The following is an 18,345-nucleotide window of genomic DNA, read 5'->3' on the forward strand; positions in this document are numbered from 1 at the left end:
ATCGAATCCACTCGATAAATTGGCTGCGATAATCCGCCCGAGATTGAACGACGGCTCGTCCCAGGCGACGACCGAGGCGATAAAATGTCAGTGGTAATAGGAATAATAAGACAAGGAGCGTACCGCAAATCACCCATGCCAATAAGGTCGAAACAAACGAAAGCCCGATGCCCATAAATAAAATCACCATCACTGCACTGATTACCGGTGAAAGCAGATTAAGGTAAAACGCATCTAAGGTATCGATGTCCGCCACCAAGCGGTTCAATAATTCGCTGTGACGATAACGATGTAACCCTGCCGGTGTGAGCGGAATCAATTTACGAAATATCGAAACGCGTAGCTGCGCCAACACCTTAAAGGTGGCATCGTGAGTGACCAGACGCTCAAAATAACGGGAAACCGTTCTCCCGATAGCCAAACCTCTCACCCCGGATGACGGATAGAAAAAATTAAACAATAAACTGGAACCAACCAACGCCGAAGCGGCAAGAAACCAACCGGATAAACTCAATAAGCTGATACCGGCCGCTAAACTGGTAACGGCAAGTACAATGCCTAATAACAACTGTCCCAAATGGGTTCGATAAAGTGAAAAAAACGGAAAAAGTACGCGCATATCGTTGTTAATGTCCTAATAATTCTGCAAAAGAACCTTGTTTCTCGAGTGATTCAAACGAACCTTGTTGAATAATCCGCCCTTTTTTCATGACCCAAATTTCATCGCATTGTTTCAGATCTTCAATGCGGTGGGTGATCATTAAGGTCGTCTGCATACGGCTTAATTGATGAAGGGCATCCAGCACTTGTTGTTCCGATTGCATGTCCAAACTGGCTGTCGGTTCATCAAGTAATAGCAAACGGTAAGGGCGCAGTAATGCTCTTGTAATCGCAATACGCTGAGCTTGTCCGCCGGAAAGACCGCCGTTAGCGTCCTGTATTTGGCTGTCCAAACCTAATCGATGAACAAATTCATCTGCCTTAGAAAGCGTCAATGCCTTCTCCAACTCTGCCGGAGAAGCATTCGAATTGCCTAATAAAATATTTTCACGTAATGTACCTCGAATTAACTGCGGATTCTGTCCGACCCACGCCAGTTTTGACCGCCAATCGGACAAGTTCAATTCACGCAATTCAACACCATTAATCCGTACACTGCCTTGATAAGGTAAAAAGCCCAGCAACATATTCATTAACGAACTTTTACCTGCGCCGCTTTGCCCGACTAACGCAACATGTTGATTCGATCGTAAAGTAAAATTCAGCGGCTGCGTTAAGGGTTGACCTTGGGCAGAAAAGATAACGCAGTCCGTCGCCGTAATATGAAGCGGCTGTTCCGGCAAGGCTGTTTTTCCTTCATATTGCACCGACACCGTTTCATTTAAAAACGTTTCTATACTGTCCGCCGCTCCGATTGCCGCTGCTTTATCGTGGTAATACACACCCAGCTCACGCAGAGGCTGATAAAACTCCGGCGCCAACATTAAGCAGAAAAAACCGATGAATAAGGTAACCGCAGTATCATAGTAACCGAAATCCAGTTCCCCCAAATAGGTAAAACCGAAATAGACCGCCATCACGGCAATCGAAATCGCCGTAAAAAACTCCAGTACCGCCGAAGACAGAAAAGCCATTTTCAGCACCTCCATGGTGCTTATACGAAATTCTTCGGTACGCTGATAAATTTTCTCCGTTTGCGCTTCGGCCTGACCGAATAATCGAATCGTTTCCAAGCCTTTTAAGTTGTCTAAAAATTGCCCGCTTAAACGTGACAGTACACCGATATTACGTTGATTGGCTTCCGCCGCTTTTATTCCGGCAAGCGCCATAAATATCGGCAGTAACGGCAATGTGGCAAACAGAATCAGACCGGCAGCCCAGTTCAACGGGAAGACGGCGCAAAGAATTACAAGCGGTACGATTAGCGATAAAAATTGCTGAGGTAAATAACGGGCGTAAAAATGATGAATATTGTCAACCTGTTCTAACATTAAGGTGGCCCAGCTACCGGCGGGACGCTGCTGAATCGTCATCGGGCCGATTTGAGAAAGTTTATCTAAAATGGCTTCCCGTAAATGTAAACGTAACATTTGTCCTGCTTTAAAACCGGTTCGTTCTCTTAGGATCAATAATACGGCGCGTCCTATAAAACAGCCCAAAAGAACGAAAAGGTATCCGGTAAATTCGGTCGGAGAACGGTGTTCCACAATCATCTGATGTAACATGGCCGCCAGCAGCCACATTTGTAATACCATCAAGATAGCACTGAAACTACCGAAAAGGACATTAAAGTACAGCCACTTTTTGACTTTCTTTTGCTGTTGTCGCAACCATTTTTGTAAATATTTTTGTCGTTGTTTATCCATGTTTTTTTATGTAATTAATTTTTGTGCATCAAACTTTCGTCGGGGCGTATTTACTATACGCCCCGACGATTAATTTTCTCTTTTGACTATGCGAGTACGATCAGTCGAATTCAAATCGATACATTAAATCGACTGCTTGATTCACACTGGATACCCATTGTAAATAAAGGCTCGGCGCCAAACGATAACGTAATGTTAATTCCGTCAACGGCGCAAAAATACCGACACCATATTTCACTTTGAATTTCGGTGTGAGACTGCCGCTTACCTCCACTTTAGTATTGTCACCGATACCGGCGGTACTCACATTCAAATCGGTGATACCGAATGCGCTACCGACACTTCCTACCGCTTTACTGCTTTTCGATAAACTCATCCCCACTAATGCGGCGGCAATTGAATTACTGGAACCCGCATCGCCGCTACTTTCCAACCCGCGACCGGTGAGGATATAAGACAATGCTTGATCCTGCGGTAAGGACGGCGTAGAAAAGATTTTAACTTCCGGTGCATCGGCAATACCGGTTACTCTCACCCCTGCCGTCACACTGCTGTCTTCCATCGCTTCAGGGTTACGAATGGCTTCAAAATCCAAGGTTGGTTGGGTCGGCAAGCCGGTAAATGAAATCAAGCCTTTACGAATAATCAGATCTTGCCCGAAAGAGGCAAAGGTTCCGTTTTTGAGATTGACTTGACCGTAAAGCCCCAAGCCCTTATTACCTTGCCGTACTTTAATCAGCCCTTCAAGATTGGTTTTTAAACCGTAAGCTTCTAATTTCACATCATTGCCGATATTGATCGACACATCGGCTTTAATTGCCATGCCGGAGCTGTTTTGCTGCGGTAACGTATCAAATTTATGTTTGGTTTTATTTTTGGCGGAACCATCCATAATGATTTCATCATCACTGACGCTGACCGCACTTTCAGGTAGTTCTTCCACCGCAATCCGCGCCCACGGAATATCAATATTTCCGCCTAAAATTAATTCCTTCGGCGTTGCCTTTACTTCAATATTCGGGCTAATGTCTACTTTTGCCATATTCGGCATATCGACACGGAATCGATTTGCTTGAGCATGAATACGCGTATACCACGCGTCTAATTTTTGCCAATTGGCATCGCCCTCAAGCAGTAAATTACTTTCTTTGGTTTGCATATTGCCTTTTAAGGTTGAACTTGCACCGTTAAAAAGAATCGCCAAATTTCCGCCGGTCACATCAAACGGCATTATAGTAGAGTTTGCTTTTAAACCGGTCAAATTAAGATTACCGTGTAATAACGGCGACAATGCCGTCCCGCCTAAGGTTAAGCGCGCATTGATATCACCGTCAACTTTGTCGCCGTTGCTCAGCAACGGAGAAGCTAAACCTAAATTAATCTTGTCGATATTGATATTGCCGGATAATCCCCGTGTATTAGCCAAATCTTTCATGAGCAATTCACTGCTTAAACGTCCGTTATTTTCAATTTTAATGTCGGTGTTTAATTTCAAATTGTTATCCGCCATATTCGCCGTGATTTTGATCGGCGTTAACGTCAGCGGGAAAGTCCGATAATCAATTTTCTGATTTAACGTGATCTTATCGGATGTTAATTCCACATTCACTTGCGGCGCTCTACTGCTGAACCATGCCGCATCACCTTTTGCATTCACAATTCCGGTGACTTTCGTTTCTTCGCTTAAATATTCCTGAATCATCGCCAAATCAAACTGCCTGATTTCAAACGGAACATGTCCTTCTTTTCCTGCGCTAAAAGTTTGTGGAAAACAAACATTCAATTTCGGATTAGCCCAGCAATGCGCAGAAATTTCCGCTTTCGTTTGCGAATGAAGATACGTCAGCTGAACCGTTTTATCGTTTTTCCATTCACCGACCGGTGACTGAACCGACACGTTGCTCAATTGCCCTTTCCATGTTTGTTGAGCGCGATTGAACGTTCCTGATAATTGTAAATCCGCACCGACCGGCTCACCTTTTGAAGTCAGTTTAACCGTGTGATTTGCTTCACTGCCTGAAGCGACCAAATTGGCATGTTGGAGATGAACGTCACCGTAGTTTAATTGGTTTAAGTCAATCTCAAGGTTACCTTGAATCTGTTTTTCCGTCGTGATTTTCCCTTTTGCCGTCAAATGCTGTAAGGCTAATTCTTGGTAACCGACATGATTGGCGGTTAAATCAAGATCTAAATCAGGTTGGTTAATATTGCCCGATAATTTGACTTTACCATTCACACTTGCTTGCAAACTTGGCATCAAACCTTGTAAATTCGGCGCATTAATCTCTGCGGTAAAATCGGATTTATCGCCGATCACGCCTTTCAACCCGATTGTATTTTCACCGTAGTTCAGACTCGCACCCGGTATATTTAATAACGTTTTATGGTTGGCGGTTAGCTCGCCTTTCAGTCGTAAATTTTTTTGGAATAAATTGCCGTGAATATCCATCTCGGACACCGACACGCTCCATTCATTACCTTTTTCACCGCGTGCGGTATATCCTTCGGTTTTAAGTCCGCCGGACAACACCGCCGCCCATTCCGGCAGTAATGATTGGGTATGAATGTTATTCAAGTTAACGCTTGATTGCCACTCTACCCCATTTGCCCAATCGACTTTACCGATGATATTGGTTTTTCCCTGCAGAGCATTTAACGTTAAATCACTTAATTCAAATTGTGTTAATTCGCCTTTACCTTGTAATGCAAGACTGCTTGCCGGTAAATTCATCCCTTTGGCATTCACGTTGGTATTTAAGTGATAATTTAATAAATCACCGCTTAATACCACATTTACTTTTTGTAGCGTCAGTGGCTCCATGCCTTTTTCCGGCGTGAACGGGTAAGTGATTTGATCACTTTTCACCGTCAAATGAAAAGGGGTTTTCGGCTCGGCAAGTTGAGCACTTGCTTGAATATCCGCCGCAACTGCACCACTTGTTTGTAAGGTTAATGCCGTAGACTTAAACAGCTCTCCGGATAATTTAAGATCGAACCCGCTTTCCGGAAGATTAAATTCGGGAAAGGTCAACGTCTCGGCGTGAATTGTCCAATCCAAAGGATAATCGCCGCTTAGCATGAGAGAGCCTGTACCGGAAACATTGCCTTTGTCGCTTTTTATCTCCAACCGGCTTAAGGTGATAGATTGCGCATCCGATTTGGCAACCAAATCAATGTCCGAAACATTGACCAATGATTTGGTGTGCGAGTCGCCTTGTGTCGCGATAACTTTTTGCTCAATGCCGATACGGGTTGCACTAAACTCCGGCACGTGAATATTTAACGGTAATTTGATGGGATCAAGCTTCGTCAATAGCGGTTGGGACAATTGTTGCTTTATTGCAGCCCAATCTATCGATTGCTTTGGTATTTCCGCCGAATTTGCATTTTTTTGCTCGGAACTGACCGCTTGCGGCGCAAGCGAAAGAGACAGACCATCCAGTTTTGTCGGTAAAAGCGTAACATCTTTACCATAACCGGTAATCCCCGAATGAAAATGATGTAAGCGAATATCCATGTCATCCACTTTTACCGTCAAATCATCTAAGGAAAGTCGCTTCAACATCACTTCCAACGGTAGATTAAATTCGCCGCCGGCTTGTGCTTCTTGTTCGGGTTGCGACGGCGGTAATTTGCTTGTGTCAATATTCACCACGGCATTTTTTAATGCCATATTTTCGACACACGTACTGCCTTTTAACAAACAACCGAAGCCGATATGCAGATCGGCTTGCCCCAACGAAACATCAACGCCGTCCGTCTTAAAACGGGTATCGGATAGTCTCAAACCGTCTTGTAAACTCCCCTCGACTTTACCGATTGTCAGTGGTTCCAGCCACTTATCCGCCAATTCCAGCACAGTACGTTGCCCAAAGCCCGTTGCTAAAAAAATGAAAGGGCACACGATGATAATCAGTAAAATAAAGAGGAGACGCCGCACACAACGCCATTTGGTTGCTTTTGGTTTATTGGGGGCTGAAGGCGCCGAAACGTCCTTATTATCTTTATCTGTTTCCGTTTGATGTACTACTTGCTGTTCCATAATGATTTCCACATGTAACCATAGTGATGCTACCGTATAGCTAATTACAGTTCCGAACCTAATCCGATATAAAATTTAATACCGTTATCGTTATTCGGTGAACGAACGGGCGTTGCAATGTCAAATTTAATGGCGCCGATCGGAGAAGCCCAACGCACACCGACACCAACTCCCGAGTGTAGATTATCGGCTTTATAACTGTCCGCGGCTAAGCCGGTATCATAAAAGAGCGCCGCCCACCATGTCGGATAAACTTGATATTGATATTCCGCCGTTGCCGTTGCCAAATGAGATGCACCGATCAAATAACCGTCTTCGTCTTTCGGTGAGATCTTTTTATAACCGAAGCCTCTCACGCTCATATCTCCCCCGGCAAAATAGCGTAACGCAGGAGTAATGCGCTCAAACTCATTGGATTTCAAATAACCGACTTCCGCTCGGAAATAAAAACGGTGATTATCAAAATACGTTCGGATCCAAGAGGTCGAGGCTTTAATACTGTAAAAATTGACATCCGACGCCCAAATTTTATTACCCCAGTTAACGGTAATTTTTTGCGAATCACCCCAAAGCGGGAAACGGGCACCGTCACTGCGGGTGCGGTTCATGGATGCCGTCGGATATAACAAGAGGGTCTTATATTTGTCGGAACCTTGTCTGAACGAGTCGTAACGCGCTTTTACCCCAAGAGAAAACGCCCAGCCCGTTTCATGATTCCAAAAGCGTTGAATACCGACATTCACACCGGTAAATTTCGTGTCGTTTTGATCTTCACGCTCAATTCCGCCTAATACTTGATAGTAATAATTCAGCGGATTCGCTTTAAGCGGAATCTTATAACCGAGTTCAATGTTTTGTTCAGGTCCGGAAATATAGGTGTTACTTTCAAAACTGTGTCCTCGGCTGTTGATCCAAGGCTTTTTCCAGTTAAATTGCAAACGCGGACCGACGTCGGTCGCAAAACCAAGACCGATTTCCATGTCATTTTTCTTCTTCGGGTGCAGTAACACATTCAGTGCAACTTGTTTTTCCGCCTCATTGACTTCCGGTTCGACTAACACGGAGGAAAACCAGTTGCTGGAAGTAAAATCGCTTGACAGTTTGGATAAGTCATTAATGTAGTAAGGATCACCCTCTTTGATCCGCAACATATTTCTTAAATATTCTTCCCTGATTTGACTGTCTTTAAAGGTGATCCGACCGTAACGGTAACGATCGCCGCTGGCATAACCTAAACGCCAATCGGCTAAATGTTCTTTCGGGTAAACTTCCAATCGGTGATAAAGCCAATGCGCATCCAAATAACCTTTGGATTGCGCTAATTTTTCCAAGCTACTTTTAAAACCGTCATAAGTCGCATGATTCAATACCGTGCCTTTTGGCGGTACCTCTTTTTCAATCAGCTTTTGAAAGTCCTTATCTTGCTCGGCTTGTCCCGTGATTTTAATATCCCGCTCATCCAATTGTACCGGTTTGTCCAGCTGCACTTGTAAAATCAGCTGATCTTTATCCGGCGATGTTTTCGGCATTCGTTCAAAATGATACCGGGTATTGTAATAACCTTTTGCCCGCAATGCTTTGTCGACCGTTTCTTTTACGCGATATTGATAACGCTCCGAGCCGTCCGCTTCCTCATCGCTGATTTGAGAAAGGTAAATGCGTACATTTTCTTCCAGCTCTTTATTATTAATGCCTTCTACTTTTAACGAAACGGTTTGTTCCGCAGAAGCCGAGCAGGTAATCACTAAAAATGCCAAATAATGTAATTTTGTTTTCATATACATTTCTCATTGTTTGAACGATATCCGTTCGGATGCGTTATTCTTTCGGGATACCGCGAAGTAGCGGAACACTTTTATAAGGTGCTTGGGATGTCGGAGCCGGCTCAACGTCAAACATCAAAATAAACGGTTTAACCGGTTCCCTATCTTGCCCGCGCCATAAACTACCGATACTGACCAGTTGAATATCCGGCGGTAAATTTGCCAAACCTTTTTCTAAAACGGTGATACTGTGTTTGCGCGGATGACCAATCATCACCGCCGTGCCGTTTTTACGGGCATAACGAATTGCGGCATTAAACTGCTTTTGCACCTCGGCAAGCGAATCACTGTCATCCAAGAAAATATGGCGTTCTAACGCACTGATCCCCATGTCTTTTGCCGTTTTAAACGCCACACTGTTACCTGCCGTTTTACTGTCTAAAAAAAACAGTTTCCGTTGAGAGAGCGCTTTCATCAGTGAATGCATGGTTTGCGGATCCGTCGTCGCTTTACTCCCCATATGATTATTCAAGCCGATAGCATGCGGTACGTGATTTTGTGCATCACTAACCAATCTTGTCACTTGCTCGTCAGTCATGCCAACCAACAATGCGCCTGCTTCAATAGGTTGTTTGGATTGCGGCTCCATCGGCAAATGAATCAATACATCCCGATTTTGTTCGAAAGCTTTGTTGGCTCTCGCCGTTGCGTAAGGTGAAACAGGGATAATTGCCACGCTCACCTCTTTCGGTAGTGCATAAATCGCCGCATCTTCTTTACCCCGATAACCGATATCATCAATCACGATAGCCAATTTACCCGCCTGTGCAAGCGGTGAGATCAGCAATAAAATTTGCAAAAAGCAGCTCGGAATAGACCGCTTGTAAGATCGTTTGTTCACGTTATTCATGATTTATTTTACCCATTTCAACGGGTTTACCGCCTGACCTTTCCGACGAATTTCAAAATAGAGTGCGGAACGACTTTGTCCGCCCGAATTACCGACGTTTGCAATAGTTTGTCCCGCCTGAACACGGCTGCCTTTAGAGACGGCAACGGATTGGTTGTACCCATAAAGCGACATGTCTCCGTTTCCATGATCAATGACCACCACTTGCCCGTAGCCTTGCAACCAATCCGCTAAGATCACCCGACCTGCGGCAATCGCTTTTACCGGTGTCCCCGCTCCGGCTTGAATAACAATGCCGTTCCACTTAAGTTCGCCCATTTGCGTTGAACCGAAGTTATTCGTCACTTTACCGGCAACCGGCATCGGATATTTGCCGCTTCCCAAACCGCTTCCCGCTCTCACGCGCTGCTTCTCTTGCTCCGTCGGCTTACGTTTCTCTTCAGTGTTCTTTTTTTGTTCTAATTGGGCGATTTCTTGTTTTTCTTGCTGTGCCGCTTCGTTTGCCGCTTTAGTCAGCTGATTACGTAAAGCGGTTTCGTTAGTTTTAAGTGCATCGAGACGGGTTTGATCCTGTTGCAATGTTTTATCGATGGATCGAATCGTACTCTCCCGTTCGTTTTTGACTTTTTGTAGATCTTTTTCCTGCTTTTTCTGTGCATTTAACTGGGTTTGCTGCCCTTTTTGTTGCCCTTTCAGTTCATCACGGCGCGTTTTTAATTCTTCTTGCGTCCGACGTAAATCATAGATGGCATCAATTCTGACTTGATTGATATGTTCATAATAAGCGCCCATACGATCCGCATTTTTGGCTTCTTCAGATAATAAACGTTCTAATACGGAAGGGTGAATGCCGGAACGGTATGCCGAATCCAACTGTTCTTTCAGCTTCTCTTTTTGCTCTTTTTCCTGCTTTTCCAACCGCTTGATCTCTTGTTCCGTCCGTTGAATGGCTTGACGGGTTTCTGCAAGCGTCAACTCGGTTTTTTTCAGATTATTTAAAACTTGCCCCATTTCGATTTCTTGATTTTTCAGGGTGGATTGAAGGGAATCTCGCTTTTTTTTCTGTTCATCGATTTTACTTTGTTGTTGCTTGATCTTTTGCTGAATTTGGGACAGATCATTCGCCTTTGCATATTGCGGCAATACAACACCGATACTGCATAACGACATGATAAATGTGAGGGTTCGACGTGCTTTCACGAGTATTCCTTATCCAAAGCAGATGAAACGATAAATTGATTATTCTAATCGGTTATTGATTAAATGACTATGCTTTTTAAGCAACCAAACGGAATAAACCATTTCGTTAAAAAGGATATGTGATAGAAGAGATAAGAGAGATCAAGATGAAATGGCACGCCCTAAAGGATTCGAACCTTTGACCCACGCCTTAGAAGGGCGTTGCTCTATCCAGCTGAGCTAAGGGCGCAAATCAGAATTATAAGAGACCAAAAAAAGAAATGGTCGGCGAGATAGGATTTGAACCTACGACCCACTGGTCCCAAACCAGTTGCGCTACCAAGCTGCGCTACTCGCCGACGAAGTGGCTGGCATTATAGATGGTTTAAGGATTCCGTCAATTGATTTTTAAGGAATATCCGCTGAATGCATGTTCTTTGAACATTATTTATGATGACCGACTTACTAAATCGGCAAATTTTTGCGACAATAGCAAACGATATCGTATTGACTTTGGGAGAAAACATGTCCGCACAAATTATTTCAGGGAGCGCTGTCGCTGCGCAAATTAAATCTCAGATTAAAGAGCAAGTGATGCTCTATGCTTCTCAAGGCAAACGGGTTCCCGGATTAGCGGTAATTTTAGTCGGTGCGGATCCTGCCTCTCAAGTTTATGTCGGCAGTAAACGAAAAACGTGTACGGAGTTAGGCATTCAATCCAAATCCTATGATCTGGCTGAAAATACGACTGAAGAAGCGCTTTTAACACTTATCGCACAATTGAATCAGGATACTGAGGTTGACGGTATTTTAGTGCAATTTCCACTTCCGGCTCACATTGATTCAACTAAAGTAATTGAAGCCATCTCACCGGATAAAGATGTGGATGGCTTCCATCCTTATAATGTCGGTCGTCTTTGCCAGCGCGTCCCGACCTTACGGGCATGTACGCCTTATGGTGTCATGAAGTTATTGGAAACGACCGGCGTCAATTTATACGGTAAACATGCCGTCATTGTCGGTGCTTCCAATATCGTTGGCCGTCCGATGGCACTGGAACTTCTTCTGGGCGGATGTACCGTTACGGTAACACATCGCTTCACCGTTGATCTCGAAAGTCACATTCGTCAAGCGGATCTTGTCGTAGTTGCCGTCGGTAAACCTCAATTTATTCCGGGAGATTGGATTAAAGAGGGAGCTATTGTGATTGATGTCGGCATTAACCGTATTGACGGTAAGTTAGTCGGCGATGTCGACTATGAGAAAGCCAAACAAAGAGCAGCTTTCATTACGCCCGTCCCCGGCGGGGTCGGACCGATGACGGTCGCCATGTTAATGCAAAATACGTTGCAGGCTTATGAACAACATATCACAAAGTAATACGAAGAATACAAAAATCCCCGCAAAGAGCGGGGATTTTTTATAAAAGTCTTCAAGTAATCACGAATTACCAGAATACGCGTAAACCTACACCAACAACTTTATCAGTTGTTTTAGCGCCGTTATCTACTTTAGTTTTCACAACACGACCTTCAAGGTAAGTAACAACTTGTTTATGTAATTGATAGTCTGTACCTAACAAAAATTTGTGTTTTCTCGTCTTATTGTCACTACCTTTTACTTTAGTATGCTCATAACCATATGCACCATATACGCCTACCGCACCAAAGCTGTATTTAGCACCAGCTGCAAGCGCAGATGTTCTGGTTTTCGCAGAACCGTTTTTCTCATATGCCTGGCTACCATCAAGAGCAACTTTTAAGCCACCGAGTTTATAGCTTGTAGCAACTTCCCATGCATCTTTGTAGTGTCTGTAGTTAGCATTAGTTACATAATTATCACGGGTATAACCGGCTTCTAACGCTAATGCCTGACCTTCCGCTAAAGGCAGAACATAAGTTGCACCTACACCGTAACCATTTTTCTTATCGCCAGTAGCAATTTCATTATTTGAATCACGTTTTTCTGCAAAGTTATAGTTTACACCAACTTGTAAACCGTCAATACCTTTGTAGTCATAACGTACAACAGCTGTACCTTCCGCCGTTAATAGACCTGGTGATACACCATAACTATAGTCAAAACCAGTTTCACCGATATCATCACCGATGGTCAATTGACGACCAAATGTCAGTTCACCGTATTGTTTGCTACCTAAACCAACATAAGCACGTTTTGCATATAAATCACCAAATTGATCAGTTGTAGTTGGTGAACCATTAAAACGCAATTCCAAACGACCTAATGCATAGAAATCTTCTGCAATATCGTGTTTTACACGAACACCAAAGCGAGATCCATCATTTTTTAAATTAGAGTGCTTCTCCGTTTTGTCACCATTTTTAACTTTGGAATCGCCTTTATCTAACAATAGACGCAAAGAACCGTCTACAACAACTTTTGTACCTTCATTTTCATACACAGTTACCGCTGAAGCTGATGCTGCGAATGCTGTTACTGCTAATGCTACAAGTGTTTTTTTCATAACGTTCACCTTAGGTTTTTGTATTTTAGTTAAAAAATCGCTCTCGTTAAGGTATAAGAACGATCCTCCAAACTGACATTCACTCCAAAATGTAATGTTGGGTAAATGTCATTTGCGGGCGAATAGTGGCAGAATCATTATTCGGTGTCAATATCTCTTACCATGCTTCAAATAAGCAAAAAACACTTTTAAAATCAATTCATTATATAAAAAGACGAGTAATTCTTCTTTATTTATTGAGAATCGCTCCATTACGGAGATAAGTGTAACACATTGTTTTATAAGCATTTAAATCACACAAGGAGAACAATTTACATTATTGTGAACTATTTCACATTTTTGAAAATTACTTTTCTTTTAGATTGTTTTTTATACAAAATTAACATTCAAAAAATGATTTCTCTTACCTATAATGCACTTATCACTGACTTACCGGTATAAAAATGACAAGTTTTACAGCCACTATTCGGCAACATTTAGACCAATTTACTCCATTTTCAGAGGAAACCCTTGAAATATCACCTCCGCTGTTTAGCCTTTCTCGTGCATCAGTGGCGTTTTTCTGTGCTGAAATTCTGCAAACCTGCCAATTACTGGAGAAACAAACAGAAAGTGATTATGCCGACATTTATGCACAAAAACTGGTCACACAATTTGATGCATTAAACCGTGCCGTAGAAAAATTAGCCGCTCATCACCGTCGCCATGCGGTTTTTCGTTCGACTTATACGTTTCCGAAACATATTCATCGTCTTCCTTCAACAAAACGATTAGCGGAATATCACAAAGCATTAAGAGCGTTAAATGAAAAAATCAGCTGGTTGACCGAGCAAAGTTATCGCTGTACCAATGCGCAAGAGAAAGCCGTTTACTTAGGACAAATTGAAGAAACGGAATATCGTAAACAGAAATGTTTAGCGGCGATTGAGGCGTTGGATTCCTATCAATAATGCCATGACAAGCGGTCGGATTTTCGTGTTTTTTTGCAAAAAACAAGCGGAATCCGACCGCTTGTTGATCTGTCTCCCATATTAGTGGGCTTCATCCCAATTATTGCCGATGCCGACTTCGGCAATCAGCGGGACGCTCAATTGAATAGCCTTTTCCATTTCGGTTTTAATCAATGCCGTATACCGTTCGACCTGCTCTGCTTTGACTTCAAACACCAATTCGTCATGCACTTGCATGATCATTTGAATATCGTCATTGTCGCGTATGGCTTTATCAATGCTAATCATCGCGACTTTAATGATATCCGCCGCCGTTCCTTGCATCGGTGCGTTAATCGCTACCCGTTCGGCGGCTTTACGGCGGATTTGATTGCCTGATTGAATGTCGGGCAAATATAAACGGCGACCGAACAAGGTTTCAACATACCCTTTTTCCGCCGCTTTTTCACGAATATCGATCATAAATTGTTGTACTGCGGGATAACGTTGGAAATATAAATCCATATATTTTTGCGCTTCAGCTCGCGAAATCCCCAATTGATTGGACAATCCGAACGACGACATGCCGTAAATTAAACCAAAGTTAATCGCTTTGGCACTGCGACGTTGTTCGCTTGTCACCGCTTCCAAAGACACGCCGAAAATTTCAGCGGCAGTCGCACGGTGAATGTCTTTACCTTCTGCGAAGGCTTTAATCATATTTGCATCGTTGGCAAGGTGCGCCATAATGCGTAATTCGATTTGCGAATAGTCCGCTGCTAATATTACGTAGCCTTCGCGGGCAATAAACGCTTGGCGGATGCGTCGGCCCTCTTCGTTCCGAATCGGGATATTTTGTAGATTCGGATCGCTCGATGAAAGCCGTCCGGTGACAGTCACGGCTTGGTGGTATGAAGTATGTACTCTACCTGTCTGCGGATTAATCATCTGCGGCAGTTTATCCGTGTAGGTTGATTTCAATTTGCTCAGCCCACGATGTTCCATCAATAACACCGGGACTTGATGCCCCATTTGCGCCAATTCTTCCAACACTTCCTCGTTGGTGGACGGCGCGCCTTTCGGTGTTTTTTTCAAGATCGGTAAACCTAATTTGGTAAACAAAATCTCTTGTAGCTGCTTGGTGGACGCCAAATTGAATACCTCACCGGCTTCCGCATGAACCTGCTGTTCCAATTCCGCCAAACGTTTTTCGATTTCAATCGATTGAAGGCGCAATTGTTGCGGATCGATCAACACCCCGTTGCGCTCCACCCGTGACAATACGCCGACCAGCGGCATTTCGATCGTTTCAAATAATGTCACCAATTCAGGAGACTTTGCCAGTTCCGCATGCAGAACCTGATGGAGTTTCATGGTGACATCGGCATCTTCCGCAGCATATTCCGTGGCACGCTGAATGTCGATTTGATCAAAGGTTTTCTGATTTTTTCCTTTACCGGCAACCTCTTCGAACGGAATGGTTTGATGCCCGAGATAACGCTCGGCAAGATCGTCCATGTTATGACGACCGGTACTGTCCAAGGTGTAGGATTCAATCATCGTATCAAATGCCACACCTTGTACGTCAATACCGTGGCGGGCAAAGACGGTCAAATCGTATTTGATGTTTTGTCCGATTTTTCGAATTGTCGGATTTTCTAAAATCGGTTTTAATTGACGTAGACAATCCGCTTTGTCGAGTTGGTTCGGTAGCAGTGAGTCCGTGTGTTCCGTCTCATCCGGCGCATCACCGAATAAATCCGTTTGCGGTAACGGTGCGGATTGTGCTTTATGAGCCAACGGAATATAGCAGGCTTCACCGTTTTCAAGGGCAAAAGAAACCCCGACCAACTCAGCTTGCATCGCATCCAAGTTATTCGTTTCGGTGTCCAATGCGATCAGTGAAGCGGATTGTAATTTCGTTAACCACTGTTGTAACAGCGACGCGTCATTCACACATTGGTAGCGGCTGCGGTCGATTTCCACGTTAATCGTTTTTGCAAATTTTTGCTCGGAACCGACCGCTTGTGTGGCTTGATAATTGTTCGGTATTTTTTCCGCACTGTTTTGAGTCACGGGATTCGCATTGCTCATCACTTCATTTAACCAACGCTTAAATTCATAGCGACCGAAAAGTTCGATCAATTGCTCCCGTTGTTGAGGTCGGGTCAATAATTGGTCATGGCGAACATCCAATTCGACATCGGTTTTGATCGTTGCCAATAGATAAGAAAGCTCCGCCGTCTCTTTTTCGGCGGCTAATTTCGGTGCGAAATTTTTCGCTCCGCGGAAAGCAAGCTCGGCGACTTTATCCAAATTCGCATAAATCTCTTGCATTGAGCCGATCCCTCGCAACAATGCCAACGCCGTTTTTTCCCCTACGCCTTTTACACCGGGGATATTGTCGGACGAATCGCCCAATAAGGCTAAATAATCGATGATCAATTCGGGCGGAATGCCGTATTTTTCAATCACGCCGTCACGGTCAAGCAAGGTATTGTTCATCGTGTTGATTAACATGATGTGATCGTTCACCAATTGCGCCATATCTTTATCGCCGGTACTGATTAACACGTTTTTCCCCGCCTTCGCCGCTTGCACGGCAAGGGTACCGATCACATCGTCCGCTTCGACGCCTTCAATCGATAATAACGGAATGCCGAGTGCGTTGATCATAGCGTGCAACGGTTGGATTTGCGCCCGCAGTTCATCCGGCATCGGTGGGCGATGTGATTTATATTGTTCAAACAATTCATCGCGGAAAGTTTTGCCCTTTGCATCGAAAACAACGGCAATATGGCTGGGATCGACTTGGTTGATCAAACTTTTCAACATATTCAGCACACCGTACATCGCACCGGTTGGTTCGCCTTGTTTGTTGGTCAGCGGAGGGAATGCATGAAAAGCGCGGTAAAGGTAAGAAGAACCGTCTACTAAGACGAGGGGATTTTGTGCAATCGTTGCCATTTGAGATCTCTTGGTTTGTCAAAAATGGCTCATTATAACGAATGCGCACGAATTACTGAAAACGTTTTAACAATTCTTCATGTTATCGACAGGCTTGAATCACTAATTCGGGACGATACTCAAAATGAACGGAATCATAACTTGCCCATTTGCCGCCCCAAATAAAACCATGTTTTTCGAAAATACGGACAATGCGATTTAATTTCGGATCGTTGAGTAGCTGTGTCGGATAAGGACAAACGGTATCTTCGTTTTGACACCCGCTCCAACGCCAATAATGATGCAAGTGTTTCGGCAACTGAAAATCTATGGCGATACCGAAACTGTGCGCGCTCAACCGAGAGGTACCTGCAATATTCCGATAATTAAAGGTTCCGAGGGGACGATTTACATAATCGACCAATTCGGGAAAACGGACAATTTCCTCACCGACTTTCTGCAGCTGCGCGGCGGCATGATTACGTCGGTTAAATTGAACGGATTGTCGACTCGGCGCCCAATTAATAGCAATGAGATTTTGCTCAATATCAACGCGGGTCGAACCATATAAATGTTTAAAAAAAGCGTCATGACGAATACGCCCCGCATCCTGATATTGTTGCGGCACGGCAAACTCAAGCGGATAACGTTGGGAAAGCTGATCGGCAACGCTCGCTTCAACTAGTTTTTGTCGAAAAGGCTTATCGGATAGTGTACCGATCGGCAAACGTCCACCGTCCGCAAAATGGATAACCGCTTGTTCGACTTGAATATCGGGATACGCTTGTTCAAGGCAAAAGGCAACATCATCAGCCAAACCGATAGACGGTAAAAACGCCGCACAGATGAGAAATTTTTTCATGACCGCTTCGCTTAATGGGTAAAATTGCGGGTACAATAGCAATTTTTAGTATAAATGAGAATAAAGATGAGCAAAGATACGTTGTTTTCCGCACCGATTGAAAAATTAGGCGATTTTACTTTTGACGAATCCGTCGCCGAAGTCTTTCCGGATATGATTCAACGTTCCGTACCGGGATACTCCAATATTATTACGGCGATCGGCATGCTTGCCGCCCGTTTCGTTACGCCGCAATCCAACGTATACGATTTGGGCTGCTCGCGGGGGGCGGGGATTTTGTCTATTCGCCGTAACATCCACGTTCCGAGCGTCAAGATTATCGGTGTGGATAATTCGGCTCCGATGGTGGAACGTTGTCGTCGTCATTTGGACGCCTATCATTCCGACATTCCCGTTGAGATTTTATGTGATGACATCCGCCGTATCGACATCAAAAACGCCTCCATGGTGGTGCTGAATTTTACTCTGCAATTTTTACCGCCGGACGATCGCCTTGCGCTTTTGCGTAACATATATCAAGGGCTGAATCCAAACGGTGTATTGGTGTTATCGGAAAAATTTACCTTCGCCGATGAAACGATGAATACGTTATTAATTGATTTACACCACACCTTCAAACGGGCAAACGGTTATAGTGAACTTGAAGTCAGCCAAAAACGGACGGCGCTTGAAAACGTGATGCGGACCGATTCCATCGATACGCATAAGTTACGTTTACGCCAAGCGGGATTTTCACAAATTGAGTTGTGGTTCCAATGTTTTAACTTCGGTTCGATGGTGGCGGTAAAATCATCCGATTAACAAGCGGTCTGTTTCGTCAGATTTTTTGCAAAATTTTATGTAAATCGCACCGCTTGTATTTC

General features: G+C 44.0%; 12 protein-coding genes and 2 tRNA genes. 3 read left to right on the forward strand and 11 right to left on the reverse strand.

Translation table 11 applies throughout. The annotated features are described in order from the left end of the window. From ACEYKX_RS09695 to ACEYKX_RS09730, 8 genes are all read right to left on the reverse strand, one after another. Positions 1-619, reverse strand: a 619-nt coding sequence (locus ACEYKX_RS09695) for an ABC transporter transmembrane domain-containing protein (RefSeq protein ID WP_373780715.1), incomplete at its 3' end; no start/stop codon positions are given. Between the two features lie 7 nt (positions 620-626). Continuing rightward, on the reverse strand, positions 627-2,366 hold the full coding sequence (gene cydD / locus ACEYKX_RS09700; protein WP_373766515.1) for a cysteine/glutathione ABC transporter permease/ATP-binding protein CydD: 1,740 nt from the start codon (positions 2,364-2,366) through the stop codon (positions 627-629). 100 nt (positions 2,367-2,466) lie between these two features. Then, the gene (locus ACEYKX_RS09705; protein WP_373766514.1) at positions 2,467-6,408 is read right to left on the reverse strand and encodes a translocation/assembly module TamB domain-containing protein; all 3,942 of its coding nucleotides are present in this window, start codon (positions 6,406-6,408) and stop codon (positions 2,467-2,469) included. A 44-nt stretch (positions 6,409-6,452) separates the two neighbouring features. After that, positions 6,453-8,186 (reverse strand): autotransporter assembly complex family protein, encoded by a 1,734-nt coding sequence (locus ACEYKX_RS09710; protein WP_373766513.1) that lies wholly within the window; start codon positions 8,184-8,186, stop codon positions 6,453-6,455. A 40-nt stretch (positions 8,187-8,226) separates the two neighbouring features. Continuing rightward, positions 8,227-9,081 carry a divergent polysaccharide deacetylase family protein gene (locus tag ACEYKX_RS09715; RefSeq protein ID WP_373766512.1) on the reverse strand — a complete coding sequence of 285 codons (855 nt, stop codon included), beginning with the start codon at positions 9,079-9,081 and terminating at the stop codon, positions 8,227-8,229. A gap of 3 nt (positions 9,082-9,084) precedes the next feature. After that, positions 9,085-10,251 (reverse strand): murein hydrolase activator EnvC, encoded by a 1,167-nt coding sequence (envC, locus tag ACEYKX_RS09720; RefSeq protein WP_373766566.1) that lies wholly within the window; start codon positions 10,249-10,251, stop codon positions 9,085-9,087. A gap of 182 nt (positions 10,252-10,433) precedes the next feature. Then, positions 10,434-10,510: transfer RNA gene (locus tag ACEYKX_RS09725), tRNA-Arg, on the reverse strand. 32 nt (positions 10,511-10,542) lie between these two features. After that, positions 10,543-10,619, reverse strand: a tRNA-Pro gene (locus tag ACEYKX_RS09730). A gap of 166 nt (positions 10,620-10,785) precedes the next feature. Between ACEYKX_RS09730 and folD the strand changes: the two genes are divergently transcribed. Then, positions 10,786-11,640, forward strand: a complete 855-nt coding sequence (gene folD, locus ACEYKX_RS09735) for a bifunctional methylenetetrahydrofolate dehydrogenase/methenyltetrahydrofolate cyclohydrolase FolD (RefSeq protein ID WP_373766511.1) — start codon at positions 10,786-10,788, stop codon at positions 11,638-11,640. A gap of 67 nt (positions 11,641-11,707) precedes the next feature. Here the strand turns inward: folD and ACEYKX_RS09740 are convergent, their stop codons facing one another. Further along, a complete protein-coding gene (locus ACEYKX_RS09740) occupies positions 11,708-12,745 on the reverse strand; it encodes a porin (RefSeq protein WP_373766510.1) in 1,038 nt (345 codons plus the stop codon). 443 nt (positions 12,746-13,188) lie between these two features. Between ACEYKX_RS09740 and priC the strand changes: the two genes are divergently transcribed. Next, complete coding sequence (priC, locus tag ACEYKX_RS09745; protein WP_373766509.1) at positions 13,189-13,695, forward strand: primosomal replication protein PriC; 507 nt, start codon at positions 13,189-13,191, stop codon at positions 13,693-13,695. An 81-nt stretch (positions 13,696-13,776) separates the two neighbouring features. On the opposite strand, the gene polA is transcribed toward priC, so the two are convergent. Both polA and ACEYKX_RS09755 read right to left on the reverse strand, forming a co-directional pair. Continuing rightward, the gene (gene polA / locus ACEYKX_RS09750) at positions 13,777-16,641 is read right to left on the reverse strand and encodes a DNA polymerase I (protein ID WP_373766508.1); all 2,865 of its coding nucleotides are present in this window, start codon (positions 16,639-16,641) and stop codon (positions 13,777-13,779) included. A gap of 82 nt (positions 16,642-16,723) precedes the next feature. Continuing rightward, entirely contained in the window at positions 16,724-17,482 is a 759-nt protein-coding gene (locus ACEYKX_RS09755; RefSeq protein WP_373766507.1) for a M15 family metallopeptidase, read from the reverse strand. Positions 17,483-17,548: 66 nt separating this feature from the next. Here ACEYKX_RS09755 and cmoA point away from each other — a divergent pair, with 66 nt between their 5' ends. Next, positions 17,549-18,283 (forward strand): carboxy-S-adenosyl-L-methionine synthase CmoA, encoded by a 735-nt coding sequence (gene cmoA, locus ACEYKX_RS09760; protein WP_373766506.1) that lies wholly within the window; start codon positions 17,549-17,551, stop codon positions 18,281-18,283. The last annotated feature ends 62 nt before the right edge of the window (positions 18,284-18,345 follow it).

Source organism: Glaesserella sp. (genome assembly GCF_041817755.1).
Taxonomy (GTDB): Bacteria; Pseudomonadota; Gammaproteobacteria; order Enterobacterales; family Pasteurellaceae; genus Glaesserella.